This window comes from Undibacterium sp. Di27W, assembly GCF_049340345.1.
In the GTDB taxonomy this organism is placed as follows: Bacteria; Pseudomonadota; Gammaproteobacteria; order Burkholderiales; family Burkholderiaceae_D; genus Undibacterium.
Map to the genome: position 1 here is coordinate 72,678 of NZ_JBMPOS010000011.1, position 22,012 is coordinate 94,689.

A 22,012-nucleotide genomic window follows, 5' to 3' on the forward strand; every position below is an offset into this window, starting at 1 on the left:
GTCATCAAGCCGACTATTATGACATTAGTCGGGCAATGTCATTAAAAAAAGCTATTGCCATCATCATCAATAGCAAAAAAACTCCGGCACGCTGCCCCATTTCGACGTAACGGTCTTGCAAAGGTTTCCCGGTTAAAACTTCCAGCGAATAATACAACAAATGCCCCCCATCCAAAACTGGTATGGGTAGCAAATTCATCACTCCCAAACTAATACTGATTACGGCAATGAAGCCAAGGTAAGTAATAAAACCTGCTCTGGCAGTCTGTTCTGCATAATCAGCGATAGTCAGTGGTCCGGTTATATTCTTTAAAGAAACACTACCAGTCAGCATTTTCCCTATCATTTTCAGGTAAAAGATGCTGCTGTCCCAGGTTTTCTCTACCGATTTGACGAATGCCTCTACAGGATTTGCCTGAAGTACGGTCATTTCCGGTGCCATCGCTTGCAATTCCACCTTCAGCATGCCTATTGTCTTGCCACTCACTTCCTTGCTTGCGGGAATTACTTCTACTTCAAACTTCTCCTGCTTTCTTTGCACCAATAGCTTCAACGGCTTACCAGGATTGGCGTTGACGACTTGTATGAAATCTATGACATCCAGCAAAGGCTTTTGCCCAACTTCAAGAACGCGGTCGCCAGCTTGCAAACCTGCACCTAACGCCGGGCTTTCAGGCAAGAAGCCCTTCAAAACTACTTCCGTACTACGTGCAAGATTCAGGCCCAGGTAATTGAGAATGTCATTCTCAGTATCTTTAGGGTTAAATTGCCGCAAGGGTATTTCGATAGAAACTGGGCTTCCGCTATCACGCCCTACTTCGTCAAAGTGTTGCACCTCTAGAACAGGATTGCCTTCGGTCATACCCTTCTGCATCATTTTCCAACGGAATTCTGTCCAGCCCTGTACCCGTTCGCCATTAACGCTGGTAACCAAGTCACCATAACGCAAGCCCGCCTGATAGGCGATCGAATTGCCAGGCACAACCCTTAATTTTGCTGCAGGCTCAGGCACGCCGTGTACAAATAAAATCGTATAAAGGAAGATAGCCAATAGAAAATTGGCGATGGGGCCAGCAGCGACGATGGCGATGCGCTTCCATACTGACTGTTGGCAGAATTCGCGAGACAGTTCATTTGGGTCAATATTTTCTGCACCTAACTCACGTGCATCCAGCATTTTGACGTAGCCGCCCAGTGGCAGCATAGAGATGGCCCATTCAGTCTGGTCTTTACCCAGTCGTTTTGAATAAATGACTTTGCCCATACCTAAAGAAAAGCGCAAAACCTTTACGCCGCACCAGCGCGCGACAATATAGTGCCCCAATTCATGGATAGTGACCAATATGCCCAGGGTCACAAGGAAAGCCAGAGTTTTCTGTAAGACAATCATGAGGAAATCATTGCACTAGCAACCCGGCGTGCTTCAGCGTCGCAAGTGAGTATGCTCTCCAGGTCTGTTGTCTCACTCGCAGCAAGTTTGCTCAGCGTATGCTCTATGATCTGATTGATCATGCGGAAACCAATTCTCTTATCCAAAAAAGCTTGGACAGCAACTTCATTACTTGCGTTCAATATGGTTGCCGCAGATTTCCCTTCTTTCAGGGCGTCATAGGCCAATTGCAGACAAGGAAAGCGCTGAAAATCCGGTTTGATGAAATTCAAACTGGCCACTTTCAGCAAATCCAGTGGCTCGACACCGGAGGCTATACGCTCAGGATAAGCCATGCCATAGGCAATCGGTATGCGCATATCGGGATTGCCCATTTGCGCCAACACAGTACCATCGGTATAAGACACCATGGAATGAATCACACTCTGCGGATGTATGATGACTTCTATCTGTTCTGCCGGGGTAGCAAACAACCAGTGCGCCTCTATGACTTCAAGCCCTTTATTCATCATCGTCGCGGAATCGACAGAGATTTTGCGCCCCATGACCCAATTGGGATGGGCTACTGCCTGCTCGGGAGTAACATCGTCAAGTGTGCTCACATCACGGTGTAAAAAGGGGCCACCGGAGGCTGTCAGCAAAATCTTATGTATGCCATGCTCGCCAGGCTGGCGATTATAATTGCCAGGCAAACACTGGAAAATAGCGTTGTGCTCACTATCAATAGGCAGTAAAGCAGCACCACTGTCCCTGATGGCATCAATAAAAAGCTGACCAGACATGACCAGTGCTTCTTTATTTGCCAACAAGACTTTCTTGCCTGCTTTAGCGGCCGCCAGGGAAGCTGGCAAGCCAGCTGCACCAACGATGGCGGCCATCACGCTATCACACTCACTTGCACTCGCAACAGCGCACAAAGCCTCAGGACCAAACTGTATCTGGATTTGAGGCAAATGTTTTTCTTTTAATAATATAGACAGCTCGTCTGCTGCTTGCGCCGTACCAACAACAGCGACCTGTGGCAAGAACTGTGCACATTGCTCGGCCAGTTTTTTGACCTGCGTATGCGCAGTAAGCGCAAAAATACCATAGCGCTCAGGGTGACGCGCCACCACATCCAAAGTAGAAACACCTATGGAGCCCGTAGACCCCAATATACAAAGTTGCTGTTTTTTTTGCATGTAATTTATCGCCACAAGTCCACTAATGCAGCCAATGGCAGGACTGGGATCAGCGCATCTATCCTGTCCAGCACACCACCATGTCCAGGCAAGAGATTGCTACTATCTTTCATGCCAACACGACGCTTCAGGGATGACTCAAACAAATCCCCCACTACACTGGCAGCAGTGATCAAAGTCATGGCAGCAACAAAAATGAGCCAGCCTTTTCTGGCCAATAATTGCGCGGTAAACGTATTTTGCAAAGCAGGAACAAAACTGGTCGCTGTCGCCAGTATCAATACAAAAATCCAGCCACCAATGGCTCCCTCCCAGGATTTACCTGGGGAGATGGTAGGTGCGAGCTTGTGTTTGCCAAAGGCTTTGCCAGAAAAATAAGCAGCAATGTCAGCAATCCAGACGATCGCCATGACAGAGAACAAATACATGGGGGACTGCTGAAAGAAAACAGCAATTGCTACAAAGCAGGCAAAAATACTGATGCCATACAAGGTACTCAGTATACCGCTGGAAAAATTATGCGCTTGCGGCAAGCCCCGCGCCAAAGTCGGGACCAGTCTGAGCGCCCAGAAGGCAGTGCTTAGTGCGAATAGCAACTGATAGGAAAAATCCTTTAAATGGAACAGGCAATATGCCAGCAAGCCTGTCCAAAGTGTTGCCATGATGATGGTGCCTGGCTTCTTGAACAAGCGTTGGCACTCCCACATGGCTGCCGCAAAAAATGCCAGTGCCAGCCCAGTAAAGGCATAAAAATTCGCCGAATACAGCACTGGCAGCAAGATCGCCAATAGAACCAGGGCAGTCAATACACGGGTTTTCAGCATTACTTGCTTTCTTGTGTGGAAGTTTGTTCGGTCACCTGCGCACTGGTCCTGCCAAAACGACGTTCACGGTTTTGATAAGATAGTATGGATGTATCCAGTGCTGCCGCATCAAAATCTGGCCAAAAGGTATCCGTGAAATAGAATTCGCTATACGCAAGTTGCCACAGCAGGAAATTCGAAATGCGAGTTTCCCCACCGGTACGGATAAACAGATCTGGCTCAGGTGCATAAGCCATGGACAGATAATCAGCAAGCTGATCTTCCGTCACCTCCTGCTCCGCCTGCCCTTTGGCAAGCCGATCTTTTTGCAACCGGTTCATGGCCTGGATGATGTCCCAGCGGCCACCATAATTGGCGCAAATAGTTACCGTCAGCCCCTGATTATTTGCTGTTTTTTCCTCAGCAGCAATAATCATGTTTTGCAACTGCACATCAAAGCGAGTGAGATCACCCACCACTTTCAAGCGTATATTATTGGCGTGCATCTTTGCCACCTCTTTTTCAAGAGCCGTGACAAACAAGCGCATCAATAAGGATACTTCTTCAGCGGGACGACGCCAGTTTTCTGAACTGAAGGCAAACAAAGTCAGGTAAGAAACACCGCGCTTGGCACAGGCCTCAACCATACCTCTGACCGCCTCCACGCCTTTGACATGTCCTGCGACACGCGGCAAGAAACGCTTGGTTGCCCAGCGTCCGTTGCCGTCCATGATAATTGCTATATGTTTAGGAATTGCGCCAACTGCCGGAATTTCCTTGGTGGAACTTGTATGGGTCATGTAAATCCAGAATGTGTTGATACGCGGGCGACGACTTAAACTGTCAACACTTCTTTTTCTTTGTCAGCCAGCAGCTTATCTACTTCAGCGACAAACTTGTCTGTCAATTTCTGGATATCGTCTTGTGCACGACGCTCATCATCTTCCGAGCATTCTTTTTCTTTCAGCAACTTCTTCAGCGATTCATTGGAATCACGGCGGATATTGCGAATGGCGATCTTGGCGCTCTCACCTTCGGTCTTGACCAGTTTGACCATTTCCTTGCGGCGCTCTTCAGTCAATGGTGGTGTTGGTACGCGTATCAGCTCACCTTGCGAGGATGGGTTCAAACCCAGATCGGCATCACGGATTGCTTTTTCAATCGCGCTCAGCATCTTCTTTTCCCAAGGCTGCACACCGATGGTGCGGGCATCGATCAAAGTGACATTGGCAACTTGAGTAATATGGGTAGGGGTGCCGTAATAATCAACCTGAACATGGTCCAGAATGCCGGTGTGGGCACGGCCGGTACGGACTTTAGATAAATCAGCCTTCAAAGTCTCGATAGACTTTTGCATACGCTGGTCAGAACTTTTTTTAATCTCTGCTACGCTCATAGCGTTCTCCTGTACATCTGGACAAGAGCGACGGGCCTGGCCGCGCTCCTTGCCGAATTAATATGAAACAATCCGAAGTGCAGGATTATACGTGCACTAAGGTGCCTTCGTCTCCCCCCAGAATGACATTCTTCAATGCACCCGGTTTAATAATGGAAAATACCTTGATAGGCAGTTTCTGGTCGCGGCAAAGGGCGAAAGCAGTTGCATCCATGACTTGCAGATGACGGGCAATGGCTTCATCAAATGAAATCGTCGTATAGCGCGTTGCAGTAGGATCTTTTTTAGGATCTGCTGTATAGACACCATCAACCTTGGTTGCTTTCAAGACGATTTCGGCGCCAATTTCTGAACCGCGCAGAGCTGCTGCAGTGTCGGTAGTAAAGAAAGGATTGCCGGTACCGGCAGCGAATACAATAACTTTACCCTCTTCCAGGTACTGCAAGGCCTTAGGGCGTACATAAGGCTCGACAACCTGATCAATCGCGATAGCGGACATGACACGTGATGTCAGGCCAACCTGGCGCATGGCATCTGACAATGCCAGGGCATTCATGACTGTTGCCAGCATACCCATGTAATCAGCAGTTGCCCTGTCCATACCTTGCGCACCAGGTGCTACACCACGGAAGATATTGCCACCGCCGATAACGATGGCCAACTCCACACCCATTCTTGATACTTCGGCCACATCGGCCACCATGCGCTCTATCGTCGCACGGTTAATGCCAAACGGATCATCACCCATCAGGGCTTCGCCAGAGAGCTTCAAGAGCACACGCTTGTAAGCAGGTTTTGTCATGATAGGACTCCTTCTGGTAGTTTAAATAGTTTAAAAGAAATGCATACTGGATGAAACAGCCTTGATAAGACTCTTCAATAACCATTTGATTTGCAGACTAGCCCAGTCAGGCAATACACAAAGCAAATGGAGCACCACTCACTTATCACACACTCATATTTACACCTGAACACATCAATGTGATGCTCAGACACAAATACTTACAATCGCCGGGTTTAAAAAAACGGGCCTTTCGGCCCGTTTTTTTATTCCGCCAATTACGCTTGTTTTGCTGCAGCCACTTGCGCGGCCACTTCTGCGGCGAAGTCATCTTGCTTCTTCTCAATACCTTCACCAACTACGAACATAGTGAAAGCTTTGACAGTTGTATTAACAGATTTCAACATCTGTTCAACTGTTTGCTTATCATTCTTAACGAATGTTTGATTCAGCAAAGAAACTTCCTTCAGGAATTTCTGTACGGAACCTTCAACCATTTTTTCAGCGATATCTGCTGGCTTGCCGGATTCTGCTGCTTTCAGAGCTGCTACTGAGCGCTCTTTTTCGATCAGTTCAGCAGGCACCTGGTCAGAAGACAGGGATACTGGTTTCATAGCAGCGATGTGCATCGCTACGTCTTTACCAACTTGCTCATCGGCGCCATCAAATTCAACAACCACGCCGATACGTGTGCCATGCAGATAAGAAACCAGCTTGGCAGTTGTATCAAAGCGAACAAAACGACGGAAAGACATGTTTTCGCCGATTTTACCAACCAGTGCTGCGCGCACTTCTTCAACTGTCTTGCCATCCAATGGCAATGCGCCCAAAGCTGCGATGTCAGCAGGATTGTGTTCAGCGATCAGTTTTGCGCAAGTATTAGCCAGCGCCAGGAAATCATCATTCTTGGTCACGAAGTCTGTTTCGCAGTTAACTTCGATCAGGGAGCCGACGTTACCAGCGATATAGGAGGCAACAACGCCTTCTGCAGTAATACGGGAAGATGCTTTAGAAGCTTTGCTACCCAGTTTTACACGCAGAATCTCTTCCGCACGATCCATATCGCCTTCTGCTTCTGTCAGCGCTTTTTTGCATTCCATCATTGGCGCATCTGTTTTTGCGCGCAGTGCACCTACCAAAGCTGCTGTAATCGCCGCCATGTCATTCTCCTAGTTCAAGGGTGTTTAAAGAAACACCGATATCAAATTTTGTTTAAAAAAAAGGGCGAACGACTGTTGCCCCATTTTTTGTTACAAGCTGCCTAAGACAGCTTGTAACCATGTGCCAGAACAGGCAATTAAGCTTGTTCTACTTCTACAAACTCATCAGAACCTGGCTTAACAGCTTCCAAAACTTCGTTCACTGCGTTTGCACGGCCTTCCAGGATGGAGTCGGCAACACCGCGAGCATACAAAGCGATTGCTTTGGAGGAGTCATCATTACCAGGGATGATGTATGCAACACCTTCTGGGGAATGGTTAGTATCAACCACGCCGATAACCGGGATGCCCAGTTTCGCTGCTTCAGTGATAGCACCTTTGTGGTAGCCAACGTCGACTACGAAAATTGCGTCAGGAATGCCGCCCATATCCTTGATACCACCGATGGATTTTTGCAGCTTGATCATTTCGCGCTGGAACATCAGTGCTTCTTTTTTGGACAGTTTTTCAACGGAACCGTCTTCGATGGAAGCTTCCATGTCTTTCAAACGCTTGATGGATGTTTTGACTGTTTTGAAGTTAGTCAACATACCGCCCAACCAGCGTTGATCAACGAAAGGCATGCCAGCACGTTGTGCTTCTGCCGCGATGATGTCACGTGATTGACGCTTGGTACCAACCAGCAACACTGTGCCGCGATTGGAAGACAATTGACGGATATACTTCATCGCGTCCTGGTACATTGCCAGAGTTTTTTCCAGGTTAACGATATGAATCTTGTTGCGATGACCGAAGATGTACGGTGCCATTTTTGGATTCCAAAAACGGGTTTGGTGACCAAAGTGCACACCGGCTTCCAGCATTTCACGCATTGTTACAGACATAATAACTCCAGGGTTAGGTCTTGAATCCAGCCAGTGATCTGAGCGAATTAATAGTTACCACCATTAATTAAGCGCTGCAAGACACCCTTTTCGACCGGATTCGATTGATAAAAAATTAATTAGCCAGCATCGTATTTCTATACATCTACAAGCTAACCATCTATTCTACTATGAAAACCGCATTTCCCTCAAGTGCCGCGTTCAAGGAGGAAGTATAAGGGGCATACCAGGGCCATGCGACACTGCCTTTCATAGACTATAATTCCGGTTCTGCAACACTTTCGCAATTTTACTCAGATCAAGGCTCAGCCACTAAGCAAATCTGACCCCGCCAGGCAAAAATGCCGGGGCAAAGTCGGCACTGCATTATGCAAGCCTTGGCAAACGACAAGAAACGTATGGAAGCTATCACTATAAAGACGCCGGAAGATATCGCCGGCATGCGCATCGCCGGCAAACTGGCTTCGGAAGTCCTTGATTACATCACGCCATTTGTCAAAGTTGGCATCAGCACAGGTGAACTTGATCGCTTGTGCCATGAATTCATGGTTAACGTGCAAGGCACCATCCCTGCCCCGCTGAATTACTGCCCGCCAGGCTATACACCTTATCCAAAAGCCATTTGCACATCGGTCAATGATGTCATTTGCCACGGCATACCGGGCGATAAAGTGTTGAAAGATGGCGACTCTGTTAATCTGGATATTACTGTCATTAAAAATGGTTATCATGGCGATACCAGTCGCATGTTCCTGCTGGGCGAACCATCCATATTATCCAAGCGTCTGAATGCCATCACTTATGAATGCATGTGGCTGGGCATCGATAAAATCAAGCCGGGCGCGCATCTGGGTGACATCGGGCATGTCATACAACAGCACGCGGAAAGAGCTGGCTATAGCATAGTGCGTGAATTTTGCGGTCACGGCATAGGCAAGATTTTCCATGAGGCGCCACAAGTCATGCATTACGGCAAACCAGGCACCATGGAAAAACTGTTGCCAGGCATGATTTTTACGGTAGAGCCCATGGTTAATGCTGGCCGCCGTGATATCAAGGAAATGCCAGATGGCTGGACCATTAAAACCAAAGACCGTAGCCTGTCTGCCCAATGGGAGCATACAGTTTTGGTCACGGAAACCGGTTATGAAGTGCTGACATTGTCGGCAGGTTACCCGCCTATTCCTGATTTCATCAAACTCGCTTAAGATCCTGGCCACATGCAGACACCGGCACTCTCTTTTAAGGAAGAACTGAAATCAGCGCAACTGATCGTCATTAACGCCTTCAAGGACCATCATAAAGCAGAGCATTTGCTGCATGATTTGTGCCGCAATGTCGATCAGCAACTCAGCAAGATTTGGCGCCATTTTGACTTTCCGAAAGAGGCTGCCCTGGTAGCAGTCGGTGGCTATGGTCGTGGCGAGTTGTTTCCCTATTCTGATGTTGATGTGCTGATACTGTTGCAGCAAAGACCTGATGCTGCCTTGCGTGACAAGCTGGAAAAATTGGTGCAATTATTCTGGGACATAGGCCTGGATATCGGCCATAGCATACGCACGATAGAAGAATGCCTGCAAGAATCTGCCGCTGATATAACCGTACAAACCAGCTTGCTGGAGGCGCGCCTAGTCACAGGCAGTCGCAAGTTATTCAAAGACATGCAGCAGCAATATGCGGAAGCCATGAATCCGCAAAATTTCTTCCAGGAAAAACTACTGGAACTGCAGCAGCGCCATGTCAAATATGAAGATACGCCCTACAGCCTGGAACCCAACTGCAAAGAGAGCCCAGGCGGACTCAGGGACTTGCAAGTCATACTCTGGGTTGCCAAGGCGGCAAATCTGGGCAATTCCTGGCGTGAACTGGCCGAGCGTGGCCTGATTACGGATATTGAAGCGCGCCAGCTAAAGCGCAATGAGCGTGCATTCAAGGATATACGCATACGTCTGCATATTCATGCGGGCCGCCGTGAGGATCGCCTGATTTTCGACGTGCAGACCCCAATAGCAGAAACCTTTGGCTTCAAAACCACAGAGTCCAGACGTGCCAGCGAATACCTGATGCAACGCTATTACTGGGCAGCCAAAGCGGTGACACAGCTCAACACCGTGCTACTGCAAAACATCGAAGCCGTACTATTCCCCCAGCCGTCGGTACCACGCCCCATCAATGAGCATTTCAATGAGGTCAATGGCTTTATCGACATCGCCAGGGACGATACTTTTGAAGCCAATCCATCGACTATCCTAGGTGTATTTCTGGCCCTGGCCAAGCATGGTGAACTAAAAGGGATGACAGCCAGGACGCTGCGCGCACTCTGGCATGCTCGCCTGCTGATTGATGTTGAATTCAGGCATGATATCTTCAATCGCTCATTGTTCCTGCAGATTCTGCAATCGCCACAAGGGATTACCCATGCCTTGCGACGCATGAATCAAATGAGCATACTGGGCCGCTATCTGCCGAATTTCCGCCGCATCATAGGCCAGATGCAACATGATCTGTTTCATGCCTATACGGTAGACCAGCACATCCTTATGGTAGTGCGCAATTTGCGTCGCTTTACCATGCCTGAGCATGCGCATGAATATCCATTCTGCAGCCAGTTAATGGCGAATTTCAATCAACCCTGGGTTTTGTATATCGCGGCTTTGTTCCACGACATCGCCAAGGGGCGCGGTGGCGATCACTCATTGCTGGGTATGGCGGACGCCAAAAAATTCTGCTACGACCACGGCCTAAGCAAAGCCAATACCGAGTTGATTATCTTTTTGGTGGAAAAGCATCTGACCATGTCACATGTGGCGCAAAAACAGGATTTGTCCGATCCTGACGTTGTGCAGAATTTTGCCAATCTGGTCAAGGATGAGCGTCATTTGACCGCACTGTATTTACTGACAGTATCTGATATTCGCGGCACCAGTCCCAAGGTCTGGAATGCCTGGAAAGGCAAGCTACTGGAAGACTTGTACCGCATGACCTTGCGTGTACTGGGTGGCGAAACACCTAGCAAGGACAGGGAGCTAAAAAATCGCCAGGAAGAAGCATTAAAAGCCTTGCGGCTGTATGGCCTGGCACCTGATGCGCATGAAAAATTCTGGCAGCAACTGGATGTCGCTTATTTCCTGCGTCATGATGCATCCGATATTGCCTGGCAAACGCGTGCTCTGCATGATCGCATAGACAGCCAGACACCGGTGGTGAAATGCCGCCTCTCACCGATTGGTGAAGGCTTGCAGATTACTGTCTACGTCAAAGATCAGCCCGACTTGTTTGCCCGTATCTGCAATTATTTTGACGGCAAGAATTTTGGCATTCTGGATGCCAAAATTCACACCAGCAAAAAAGGCTATGCTCTTGATACTTTCCTGGTCATAGAACCGGCTTTTGCGAATAATTATCGTGACATCATTAATTTGATAGAGCACGAATTAACAGAAATCCTGACGCGCCAGACGCCACTTTCTCCACCTAATCGTGGGCGTTTATCGCGCATGTCGCGCACCTTCCCTATTGTACCCACCGTCGATTTGCGACCGGATGACCGTGGCCAGTATTATTTATTATCCATCTCCGCCAATGACAGAAATGGTTTGTTATATGCAGTAGCGAATATCCTGACCAAGTATAAAATCAATTTGCATACAGCCAAGATCATGACCCTGGGCGAAAGAGTGGAAGACGTTTTCATCGTCGATGGCCAGGCCCTGCAAGGTGCCCGCAGCCAGATACAGTTTGAAACCGACTTGCTGGACGCATTAAGAATTTAAGCACTGACTACGTACTACCACGACCGAATAATCAACACCCTCGCCTGATCTGTAAGCAAGCACAGACGAGATTACCATTTAAAAGCATCATGACTGAACTTGTAAGACTCTCCAAACGCATGTCCGAACTTGGCCTTTGCTCCCGCCGCGAGGCTGACGAATGGATAGCGCGCGGCTGGGTCCGGGTAGATGGCAAAGTCATCTCCGAACTGGGCAGCAAGGTATTGCCCCATCAAAAAGTGACGGTTGAGAGGCAGGCCGCAGCCGAGCAATCCAAACGCGTCACAGTCCTCATCAACAAACCTGTCGGTTTCGTCAGTGGCCAGGCTGAAGATGGCTATACGCCAGCAATCGCCCTGATCAAACCAGAAAACCGCTGGGCCGAAGATGAAGTGGATACCCAGTTCCACCCTACCCAATTACGCAGCCTGGTACCTGCTGGCCGCCTGGATATCGATTCAGTCGGTTTGTTGGTATTGACCCAGGATGGCCGTATCGCCAAGCATTTGATAGGTGAAACCACGGTTGTGGAAAAAGAATATCTGGTACGCGTGGAATATAGCAAACCAGGACGCTTGCCAGATGCTGAGTTGCGTAGACTGAACCATGGCTTGTCACTGGATGGAAAAAAACTATTGCCCGCTAAAGTCACCTGGCAAAATGAAGATCAATTGAATTTCATACTGCGTGAAGGCAAAAAACGCCAGATCAGGCGCATGTGTGAAATGGTAGGGCTGAAAGTTATAGGCCTCAAGCGTGTGCGCATAGGCAAGATCAAGCTGGGTAAATTGCCAGAGGGTCAGTGGCGTTATCTGCGTGAAGACGAGCAGTTTTAATTTGTATCTTACAAAAACAAAAGGGCAAGAATCAAAGTTCTTGCCCTTTTGCTTTGAAATCAATGCACTCAATCGTCGTCATTAGGGTCAAGTTCAGGGAACAAGACTTCAGTAAAACCAAATTGCGTCAGATCGCGTATGCGCATGGGGTACAAAATACCATTCAGGTGATCACATTCATGTTGTACGACGCGTGCGTGAAAACCATCTACATCGCGTGAGATGCGCGTGCCAAACTGATCATAGCCTTCGTAACGCAAGGCGCTCCAACGCGGCACCAGGCCGCGCATGCCTGGCACGGACAAACAGCCTTCCCATGCATCATCCGTCTCTTCAGATAAAGGTGTCAATACTGGATTGATAAGCACAGTCTCTGGCACTACCGGTGCATCAGGATATCGCGGGTTGTTCTTGAAACCAAAGATCACGAGTTGCAAATTCACGCCTATTTGTGGTGCTGCCAGACCAGCACCATTAGCTGCAATCATGGTTTCAAACATGTCCTTGATAAGCTCATGTAATTCTGGTGTATCAAAGGCCGTGACTTGCTCGGCAACTCTCAATAAGCGGGCATCGCCCATTTTCAGGATAGGATGAATCATGGTGCACCAGATTTTGTATAGATGATTTAGTGTATGACTTTATTTAAAAATAAGGCCAGGTGATGCCTGGCCTTATTTCACATTACTTATTTCAAGGACTGCAGGAATTCAGTGAATTCTGCGCTGGTTTCCTTATGTTTCAAACCCAGGGCAACACTGGCCTTCAGATAACCCAGTTTTGAGCCGCAGTCATAACGTGTCGCATTTGGGCGGAAGGCATACACAGGGAAATCTTTCAACATGGCTGCAATACCATCCGTCAACTGAATTTCACCGCCAGAGCCTTTACCCAGAGTTTCCAGGTAAGAGAAAATACGGCCAGACAGGATATAGCGACCAACTACCGCCAGCGTGGACGGGGCAACATCAGGCATAGGTTTTTCAACGATACCCTGCACTCTCTCCAGAGTATCTGTATATGGCGTGCCGCTGACGATACCGTATTGACGGGTGAATTCACGTGGCACGTTTTGCACGGCGACGATGCTACCGCCTTCTGCTTCATACTGACGCGCCATCTGTGCCATGACTGAAGGCTGACCAATGTCGGCATCCATCAAGTCATCTGCCAGCAAGACTGCAAATGGATCGTCGCCAATCACAGGACGGGCACACAAAACTGCGTGACCCAGACCGAGAGCGGCTGTCTGGCGTATATAGATGCAGTTGATATTCTTGGGAATGACGTTCCTGACCAGATCCAGCAAGGCTTCTTTGCCCGCTGCTTCCAGTTCACTTTCCAACTCATAGGCTTTATCAAAATGGTCTTCAATCGCCCGTTTATTTCTACCGGTGATGAATACCATTTCAGTAATGCCCGCCTCTACCGCTTCTTCAACAGCATATTGTATGAGTGGCTTGTCTACGATAGGCAGCATCTCTTTTGGTTGTGCCTTGGTAGCTGGCAAAAAGCGGCTACCCAAGCCTGCCACTGGAAATACGGCTTTTTTAATTTTTCTCATTTCAGCTCCCGGAACAAAGTTGAAGCAATTCTGCTTCTGTCAAAATATTGATACCCAATTCTTGCGCTTTCACCAGCTTGCTGCCTGCATCATCGCCAGCGACCAGATAACTGGTTTTTTTGGAGACTGAGCCAGATACTTTGCCACCCGCTTTTTCTATGACTTCAGTCGCCTGATCGCGACTCAGCGTGGGTAAAGTACCTGTCAGCACCAGCGTCTTGCCTGCCAGGACTTGCTCACCTTTTTCCTGCACTTCAATTGCTGGCCAATGTATGCCTGACGCCAGCAATTGCTCTACCAGTTCCACATTCAATGAATCTGAAAAGAAACGCAAGATGGACTTCGCTACGACCGGGCCCACATCAGACACTTCCAGCAATTGCTCTTCAGTTGCTTTCATTAATGCGTCGGTATTGCCAAAATGTGCAGCCAAATCTTTTGCTGTTGATTCACCCACATGGCGTATGCCCAGCGCATAGATGAAACGGGGCAAACTGGTCAGCTTGGAGGTTTCCAGTGCACTCAATACATTTTGCGCAGACTTTTCTGCCATGCGATCCAGCTCAACTAGCGCGCGCAGACCAAGCTTATACAAATCTGCAGCAGTTGTAACGACATTCTTGTCGACCAACTGATCAATGAGCTGCTCTCCTACACCATCTATATTCATTGCCTTACGTGAAGCAAAGTGTGACAAGCCCCCCTTGCGCTGTGCAGTACATTTTATCCAGCCACCGCTGCAACGGGCAATGGCTTCGTCTTCAGGTTTTTGTATGGGTGAACCACAAATCGGGCATTCCACGGGCATGACAAACTGACGTGAGTCTGCCGGGCGTTTTTCCAAGATGCTGGCAACGACCTCGGGTATCACGTCACCAGCGCGACGTACGGACACCGTGTCGCCTATGCGTATATCCTTGCGCTGTATCTCTTCTTCATTGTGCAGGGTGGCATTGGTTACCGTAACACCGCCAACAAAAACCGGGGCCAATCTGGCAACGGGTGTGATGGCACCAGTCCTGCCCACCTGTACCTCTATATCCAGCACGGTGGTCAAAGCTTCTTGTGCCGGGAATTTGTGAGCGATTGCAAAACGTGGCGCGCGCGATACAAACCCTAGCGACTGCTGGCTGGCAAAGTCATTGACTTTATAGACCACACCATCAATTTCATAATCCAGATTGTCGCGTTTGGTTTGAATTGCTTTATAAAATTCCAGCAAACCAGACGCACCGCTCACTACTGCATTTTCTTCACAAACAGGGATGCCCGCCTGTTTATACCAATCCAGCAAAGCACGATGCGAGGCAGGTACGCTTATACCTTCCAGCAGCCCTATACCATACGCAAAAAACCGCAAAGTGCGATGCGCTGTAATCTTTGAATCCAGTTGACGCAAGCTGCCAGCCGCAGCATTACGCGGATTGGCAAACTCTTTAGCACCAGCATCACGCTGGCGCTGATTGAGTTTTTCAAAGTCGCGCTTGAACATCAAGACTTCACCACGTACATCCAGTATCTTTGGCGGATTTTCTATCTGCAAGCGCAAGGGGATGCTGCGTATGGTGCGGATATTCTCAGTGACGTCTTCACCGGTAAAACCATCACCACGGGTTGCTGCCTGAGTGAAGACACCATCGACATAGCGCAGATTGATGGCCAGGCCATCAAACTTCAAATCGATCGCGTAGACAATTTCACTTTGCACATCCAGGCCTTCACGGGCACGACGGTCAAAATTGATGACATCATCATCTTCAAAGCCATTATTCAGCGACAGCATGGGCACGGCATGCTGAACCTGGCCAAATTCTGGCAAAGGAGCACCACCAACCCTGTTGGTTGGTGAGTCAGCGGTCTTTAATTCGGGATGCGTTTCTTCCAGTCGCTGAAGCTCTGAAAACAATCTGTCATATTCAGCATCGGGTACGCTGGGATTATCCAGCACATAATAAGAGTGTGCGTGCCTATTCAACTCTGCGCGCAGCTGTTCTGCCTGCGCGGCTATTGTTGAAGTGTCTGCCGCCTTGGCGGCAGCATCCAAAAGATCATTCTGCATGTCTACAATAATTAGCTAAATAGTCGTTGTGCACGCAGGGAGCCAGCAGGAATCTGCGCCTCTGCCATTGCCGCATAAAATTCTTGAACCTGGCCGGATATCTCATCCAGTGCCAGCTTGGAAATAGGCTGATTACCATCATCCACGACTGTGCCCCCCAGACGAGTCGCCAAAGAGCGTGCGCAAGCTGCCATGGCGCCGAAGCCATCGCGAGCAGGAGCAACGCAGGGTACGTCCAGCAACAGGGTAAGGCGGGAAGTCATGGTTTCGCTAACGCTGACATTGGTAGACAAGGTGAACAAACTACCACCGTCACCATCGGGCATCATCAGGCGACCATCTGGTCGTTGATCGAAGCCCATTTTCTCCAGCGCGGCAAGTAAAGTATTCAATGCCCAGGGCGCGCCATTGGCCGCGATATTGACACTCAACTGCGCATCATGTTCGGCGACGAATTGATGTAGTTCACGAGCGTGAACCATAACTTTATTCATGTCAGGAATATCAGGGTGTGCACTCAGATTGTCGGCAATTGCACGCAACTTCATAATGAACTCGGAATATTCCAGCTCATTCAAAGGGCCATTGCGACTGACCATTTGCACACCTGCAAACAGGCAAGTGTAAGCACCACCAACAGCAATCACATCACGCTCGCCACTATGGCTTTGGCCGATGAAATGTACCGGCTTTTTACCTACATATTTAAGCTCGGCAATTTCTGCCAGTATTTTCTCGCCACGTATAGGCGTTTCAAACTCCAGAGGAATCACGCAATCGATTAATTCGTCTACCGGCAATTCTTTGTCCTGAACTGCTATTGGGGTTTCCATTTCAGCAGCGACGTCTGCATGCATGGGCGCGTGCACTTGTGGCACTTCCTCAATTGGCTGCACATCGCCATCCAGGCTAGGCTCATGTCTGACGATGGATTCCACAGGTGCATCTGGATTCATGAGTACATCATCATGACCGTCACCAAATGCATTTTCAACGGTTTTCTTGGCTTTGTATTCTTGCCATTTATTAAAAATCAGGACGCCGACCACCAGCGTTCCACCTATTGCTAACAAACTGATTTGTAGATCTGTCATGCTGCTTGAACCTCAGTAGCAAAATTGACGGCAGATTCCATATCTACCGCCACGATTCGTGAAACCCCCTGTTCTTGCATGGTGACACCAATCAATTGTTGTGCCATTTCCATCGCAATCTTGTTATGGGAGATAAATAAAAACTGTGTGTTTGAGGACATGCGTTTCACCATATTACAGAAACGCTCGGTATTTGAGTCATCCAGCGGCGCATCGACCTCATCGAGTAAACAGAAAGGTGCAGGATTGAGCTGGAACATCGAGAAAACCAGTGCAGTCGCAGTCAGGGCTTTTTCACCGCCAGACAGCAAATGTATGGTTGCATTCTTTTTGCCAGGTGGCTGCGCCATGACTTGCACACCAGAATCCAGGATTTCATCACCTGTCATGATCAGTTTCGCCTGACCGCCGCCAAATAAAATAGGGAAAAGTTCAGCAAAATGATGGTTCACCTTGTCAAAGGTGTCTTGCAACAAGTCGCGTGTTTCAATATCAATCTTGTGGATGGCATCCTGCAAGGTCGTGATTGCTTCAGTCAAGTCGGCGTGCTGGGCATCCAGGAAAGTCTTGCGCTCGGTTGCCTGCGCCAGCTCGTCAAGGGCAGCCATATTCACGGCCCCCAAGGCTGCAATCGCATTGGTCAGGCGGGTAACTTCACCCTGTAAATAAGATGGTCTAAGGTCATCATGCAGCTTTTGCGCCAGAACTTCTTCATCGACTTCAAAATTGCGTAATTGTTCCGAAAATTGTTCCTGACTCAGGCGGGCAGCCTGCTCTTTCAATTGCAATTCAACGATACGATCCCGTTGTGGTTGCAGGCTGCGTTCCACCTGCATTTTGGATTCTTCGTGATGGCGCAGTTGCTGCGTCAGTTGATCCAGTTCATGACGGGCATTTGCCAGCGCCACTTCCTGAGAGCTACGGCGGTCCAGCAAATCTTGCAAGCCGGCTTGTGCGGTCTGGTCATCCATGGATTCCAGTTCAAGCTGACCTTGCTGCATACTGGCAAATAATTGTGCCGATTGTTCCAGCGCTGTCGCTATACTGCGGCGTAATTCCTCCATCTTGCTGCGGTGGGATTTTTCTGCAAAAGCGGCTTCTTGCGCAGCCAGCTCCAGATCGCGCAAACGCTGCCTGGCTTCATTCAGTTGCTGTTCTTTTTCCAGGTAAGCGGTCTGACCTTCTTCATGGCTTTCCTGCAACTCTGCCAGATCCATGTCCAGTTGCTCAAATTTTTGCTCGGACTCGGCCCTGATTTGCTGCTGCTCACCCTCTTGCGCTGCGATTTCCGCCAGGTCACTGCCTATTTGTGTGCTGCGCTGATTGAAGCGTTCCTGCACTTCAGACAGTTTCATGAATTCGATTTGCAGGCTATGGGTAGTTTGCGTCAGACTACCTACACGCTGGCGTAAGTCTTGCAATTGCTGGGTAGCCTGAGTATAGGCAGATTCTGCACGTACGGCGCGGGTCTTGGATTCATCCGCCAGCATGTGCTTGGCGCGGCATTGCTTGGTGATGTTTTCTATCTCTTGCTGACGGCCCAGCACACCATCCTGCTCAGAATCAGAGGCATAAAAGCGTACACTGGAACGAGCAATCACATGGCCTTGCTTGGTGATAAAACAGGCACCGGCTGGCAATTTAACCCTGTCCATGAAGGCAGAAGTAATATCTTCAGCGATATATACCTGGTGTAACCAGTCTTGCATCAAACCACGCAAACCTGCGTCATTGAGTTGCAGCAAATCGATAAAGGGCTTAAAACCAGGCAGAGGTACTGCGGTGTCCGCCACAATAGTGGGAGCACAAACAGCCAGTTTGGCAGGCGGCGCATCACCAAAAAAGGCCTTGGCCCACTCCAGGTTAGACATTTCCAAGGCGGCAGTGCGTTCGCGCAGAATAGATTCCAGTGCGGTTTCCCAGCCAGCTTCAATATGCAGTTTTTGCCAGATTTTTGGCAAGCCACTCAATTCGTGTTTTTCCAGCCATGGTTGGACCTTGCCCTGGCTTTGTACTTTTTCCTGCAATTGCTTCAGGGCCAGCAGGCGTGCTTCCAGTTGCGCATATTCAGCACTGTCCTGATTTACTTGCTGCTGCGCCTGTTTGCGCTCATCTTCCAGCAAAGGCAAGCGCTCCTGCGCTTCTTCCAGCTGCATGCTGAGTTCTTCCAGCACCTGCTTTTTCTCTTCCAGCTGCATGGAGAGATTGTCCAGATGTGTCGTATCCGGCAATACCAGGCCCTGCTTTTCCTGCATCAGGCGCTCACGCCTGGTTGTCAGGGTATTCAGAATATTTGAGGCATTGCGCTGATGGGCAGATTCCAGTTCTATCTGCTGTTGCATCTGCATGATCCTGGCGCGTGATTCTGTCGTCTTCAGTTGCGACTCACGCCATATTTGCTCCATCGCTGGCAGCTTGTCTTGCTGCTGCTGGCTGACTTCCAATGCCTGCTCGGCGCGCATGGCCAGCTCTTCGACATGGATTTCGCCTTCAGACAAATCATCCTGGAATTGGCGGCTCTGGTTTTGCCATTGATCGCGCTGTGCAGTCAACGATTGCAATTGCGATTGCAAACGGCTGCGCGATTCGATGACGAATTTAATTTGCGCTTCCAGGCTGCCGATCTCGGCATTGGTCTGATATAAATGACCCTGCGCCTGGTGCATGCGGTCGCCTACAGCATAGTGCGCCTGGCGCATTTGCTCCAGCTCCAGCTCGACATGGCGCAGCTTGGCTGTTTGCTCCTCGAGGTCGGTCTGGGTCTTTTCTATCTCGGCGAAATGCTTTTTTTGTTCGTTTTCTGCTTCTTTTTTACGCAGCAACCACAACAGTTTTTGTTTTTCTTCCTGATCAGTCTGCAATTCGCGGAATTTATTCGCAACAACAGCTTGCGCGCCCAACCTGTCCAGGTTGTTATTCAATTCGCGCAGGATGTCTTCGACACGCACCAGGTTTTCATGGGTGTCATGGATGCGGTTTTCTGTCTCGCGGCGGCGCTCTTTATAGCGGGAAACACCGGCAGCCTCTTCCAGGAAAATCCTTAATTCTTCCGGGCGGGCTTCGATGATGCGGGAAATCATGCCCTGGCCGATAATCGCATAGGCGCGCGGACCTAGACCCGTACCCAGGAAAATATCCTGGATATCGCGGCGGCGCACAGGCTGGCCGTTGATGTAATAAGTGGACGTGCCGTCACGCGTCAAGGTGCGCTTGACGGCAATTTCACCGTATTGGCTCCATTGACCAGCAGCTTTGCCCATGCTGTTATCAAAAACCAGCTCAACTGATGAGCGGCCAGCGGGTTTGCGGTGGGTAGAGCCGTTAAAGATAACATCCTGCATGGATTCGCCACGCAGCTCAGACGCTTTGGATTCACCCAAAACCCAGCGCACAGCATCAATAATATTGGATTTGCCGCAACCATTAGGGCCGACAACACCAACCAGTTGGCCAGGAACCTGAAAATGGGTGGGATCTACAAAAGATTTAAATCCCGACAATTTAATAGAAGTTAAGCGCACTTTATATAATTTTATTATCTTTTGTAGTCAAATCTACCGCGTATCGTATATATGCCGAGGCCGTCACTGCTAGCCGCGTTACTGTATCGCTGCATCATACCATCGTAAGAGCAAAATTTTCAGTTTTCAAACTTATGACACAATTTACATATTAATCAGTATTTCACACAAGTACAGCGGAAAGCCTTTCTCTATAGAATCCTCGGGACGCTATAATACGGATTGTAAATAAGAAGCAGCAAATTCAAGCAGACCAGACAAATAAGCTAAAAAGCCTGTTTAGCGTCGACAACAATTCGAAAAATGACATTTAATCCTTATCTCAGTAAGTTGCAGCCGTATCCGTTCGAGAAACTGAAGCGCCTGTTTGCCGATGTTGTGCCAAATCCCAAGTTTTCAGCGATCAGCCTTGGTATAGGCGAACCCAAGCACCCTACTCCCGCTTTGATCAAGGATGCCATTGTCGACAATATGGCAGGTCTGGCCAGTTATCCATCCACCGCTGGCTCAGACGCTTTGCGTAACTCTATCTCTGCCTGGCTGGGACGCCGCTACAATATACCGGCGCTGGATGCAGCAACTCAGATTTTACCTGTCATCGGCTCACGCGAAGCTCTGTTCGCCCTGGCGCAAACCGTCATTGATACCACCGCCTGCAAGGATGGCTTGCCGCTGGTGGTCTGCCCCAACCCTTTTTATCAAATTTACGAAGGTGCAGCCTATCTGGCCGGGGCTGAGCCCTACTTTGCCAATGCTGACCCTGAGCGTAATTTTGCGCCTGACTACAAAAGTATCCCCGAATCAGTCTGGCAGCGCGTACAACTGCTGTATATCTGTTCACCCGGCAACCCTACTGGCGCGGTACTGAACCTCGACGACTGGAAAGAGCTATTCGCTCTGTCTGACCGTTATGGTTTTATCATTGCAGCCGATGAATGCTATTCCGAGATTTATTTCAAGGCCGAAGCACCGCTGGGTAGCTTGCAAGCAGCACGTGAACTGGGCAGGAACGACTATCAGCGCCTGATTACCCTGTCCAGCCTGTCAAAACGTTCGAATGTGCCTGGCATGCGCTCCGGCTTCGTCGCGGGAGACGCTGAAATCATCAAGAAATTCTTGCTGTACCGGACTTATCATGGCAGTGCCATGAGCCCGAATATACAGGCCGCCTCAGTCGTAGCCTGGAATGACGAAGTGCACGTACAAGAAAATCGCGACAAATACATACGCAAATTTGCCCAGATCACGCCGATTTTGCAAGAAGTGCTGGAAGTAAAGCTGCCTGACGCCGCCTTTTACCTGTGGGCAAAAATTCCTGATGCCATGGGTTTATCAGACACAGAGTTCGCCCGCCGCCTGTACGAGGAATATAATGTAACAGTTCTGCCCGGCAGCTACCTGGCACGCGAAGCCCATGGCATTAACCCTGGGCAAAACCGCATACGCATGGCCTTGGTGGCCGAGCCTGAAGAATGCCTGGAAGCAGCACAGAGGATAGTCAGCTTTTGCAAGAATTTTACTCCGGCAGCAGCCTGACACGACAACTGAGCAGCGGGCACAAGATTATTTC

Annotated in this window: 17 protein-coding genes; 4 read left to right on the plus strand and 13 right to left on the minus strand. The window is 49.2% G+C overall.

All coding sequences use genetic code 11. The features are described from left to right. Positions 1-16: 16 nt before the first annotated feature. The 8 genes from rseP to rpsB all read right to left on the minus strand — a co-directional run bounded on the left by rseP (position 17) and on the right by rpsB (position 7,595). Positions 17-1,390 (minus strand): RIP metalloprotease RseP, encoded by a 1,374-nt coding sequence (gene rseP, locus ACO0LF_RS20835; protein ID WP_423017491.1) that lies wholly within the window; start codon positions 1,388-1,390, stop codon positions 17-19. Next, positions 1,387-2,571, minus strand: a complete 1,185-nt coding sequence (gene ispC, locus ACO0LF_RS20840) for a 1-deoxy-D-xylulose-5-phosphate reductoisomerase (protein ID WP_423017493.1) — start codon at positions 2,569-2,571, stop codon at positions 1,387-1,389. The genes rseP and ispC overlap by 4 nt, the downstream gene beginning before the upstream one ends. 5 nt (positions 2,572-2,576) lie before the next feature. Beyond that, a complete protein-coding gene (locus ACO0LF_RS20845) occupies positions 2,577-3,395 on the minus strand; it encodes a phosphatidate cytidylyltransferase (RefSeq protein WP_423017495.1) in 819 nt (272 codons plus the stop codon). Then, positions 3,395-4,174, minus strand: a complete 780-nt coding sequence (locus ACO0LF_RS20850; RefSeq protein ID WP_423017497.1) for an isoprenyl transferase — start codon at positions 4,172-4,174, stop codon at positions 3,395-3,397. The genes ACO0LF_RS20845 and ACO0LF_RS20850 overlap by 1 nt, the downstream gene beginning before the upstream one ends. A 35-nt stretch (positions 4,175-4,209) precedes the next feature. Further along, positions 4,210-4,770, minus strand: a complete 561-nt coding sequence (frr, locus tag ACO0LF_RS20855; RefSeq protein WP_423004324.1) for a ribosome recycling factor — start codon at positions 4,768-4,770, stop codon at positions 4,210-4,212. Between the two features lie 85 nt (positions 4,771-4,855). After that, positions 4,856-5,572 carry a UMP kinase gene (gene pyrH / locus ACO0LF_RS20860; protein ID WP_423004326.1) on the minus strand — a complete coding sequence of 239 codons (717 nt, stop codon included), beginning with the start codon at positions 5,570-5,572 and terminating at the stop codon, positions 4,856-4,858. Between the two features lie 257 nt (positions 5,573-5,829). Then, positions 5,830-6,711 (minus strand): translation elongation factor Ts, encoded by an 882-nt coding sequence (gene tsf / locus ACO0LF_RS20865; RefSeq protein WP_423004328.1) that lies wholly within the window; start codon positions 6,709-6,711, stop codon positions 5,830-5,832. A gap of 137 nt (positions 6,712-6,848) precedes the next feature. Beyond that, the gene (gene rpsB / locus ACO0LF_RS20870; RefSeq protein ID WP_186951390.1) at positions 6,849-7,595 is read right to left on the minus strand and encodes a 30S ribosomal protein S2; all 747 of its coding nucleotides are present in this window, start codon (positions 7,593-7,595) and stop codon (positions 6,849-6,851) included. 398 nt (positions 7,596-7,993) lie between these two features. Between rpsB and map the strand changes: the two genes are divergently transcribed. The 3 genes from map to ACO0LF_RS20885 all read left to right on the plus strand — a co-directional run bounded on the left by map (position 7,994) and on the right by ACO0LF_RS20885 (position 12,204). Then, positions 7,994-8,803, plus strand: coding sequence for a type I methionyl aminopeptidase (map, locus tag ACO0LF_RS20875; RefSeq protein ID WP_305259967.1), 810 nt, complete (start codon positions 7,994-7,996; stop codon positions 8,801-8,803). A gap of 12 nt (positions 8,804-8,815) precedes the next feature. Then, complete coding sequence (locus ACO0LF_RS20880) at positions 8,816-11,368, plus strand: [protein-PII] uridylyltransferase (protein ID WP_423017499.1); 2,553 nt, start codon at positions 8,816-8,818, stop codon at positions 11,366-11,368. Positions 11,369-11,457: 89 nt separating this feature from the next. Then, entirely contained in the window at positions 11,458-12,204 is a 747-nt protein-coding gene (locus ACO0LF_RS20885; protein WP_423017500.1) for a pseudouridine synthase, read from the plus strand. A gap of 68 nt (positions 12,205-12,272) precedes the next feature. Here ACO0LF_RS20885 and def read toward each other — a convergent pair whose 3' ends face one another. The 5 genes from def to smc form a co-directional block, all read right to left on the minus strand. After that, positions 12,273-12,806: a peptide deformylase gene (gene def, locus ACO0LF_RS20890; protein WP_423017501.1), complete on the minus strand. Its 534-nt coding sequence runs from the start codon at positions 12,804-12,806 to the stop codon at positions 12,273-12,275. 86 nt (positions 12,807-12,892) lie between these two features. After that, positions 12,893-13,768 carry a UTP--glucose-1-phosphate uridylyltransferase GalU gene (gene galU, locus ACO0LF_RS20895; RefSeq protein ID WP_423017502.1) on the minus strand — a complete coding sequence of 292 codons (876 nt, stop codon included), beginning with the start codon at positions 13,766-13,768 and terminating at the stop codon, positions 12,893-12,895. A 1-nt stretch (position 13,769) separates the two neighbouring features. Further along, a complete protein-coding gene (gene ligA / locus ACO0LF_RS20900; RefSeq protein WP_423017504.1) occupies positions 13,770-15,827 on the minus strand; it encodes an NAD-dependent DNA ligase LigA in 2,058 nt (685 codons plus the stop codon). A gap of 11 nt (positions 15,828-15,838) precedes the next feature. Next, complete coding sequence (locus tag ACO0LF_RS20905; protein WP_423017506.1) at positions 15,839-16,921, minus strand: cell division protein ZipA C-terminal FtsZ-binding domain-containing protein; 1,083 nt, start codon at positions 16,919-16,921, stop codon at positions 15,839-15,841. Then, on the minus strand, positions 16,918-20,442 hold the full coding sequence (gene smc, locus ACO0LF_RS20910; RefSeq protein WP_423017508.1) for a chromosome segregation protein SMC: 3,525 nt from the start codon (positions 20,440-20,442) through the stop codon (positions 16,918-16,920). The genes ACO0LF_RS20905 and smc overlap by 4 nt, the downstream gene beginning before the upstream one ends. Before the next feature lie 303 nt (positions 20,443-20,745). On the opposite strand from smc, the gene dapC reads away from it, so the two are divergent. Further along, positions 20,746-21,978: a succinyldiaminopimelate transaminase gene (gene dapC, locus ACO0LF_RS20915; protein WP_423017510.1), complete on the plus strand. Its 1,233-nt coding sequence runs from the start codon at positions 20,746-20,748 to the stop codon at positions 21,976-21,978. Positions 21,979-22,012 lie beyond the last annotated feature (34 nt).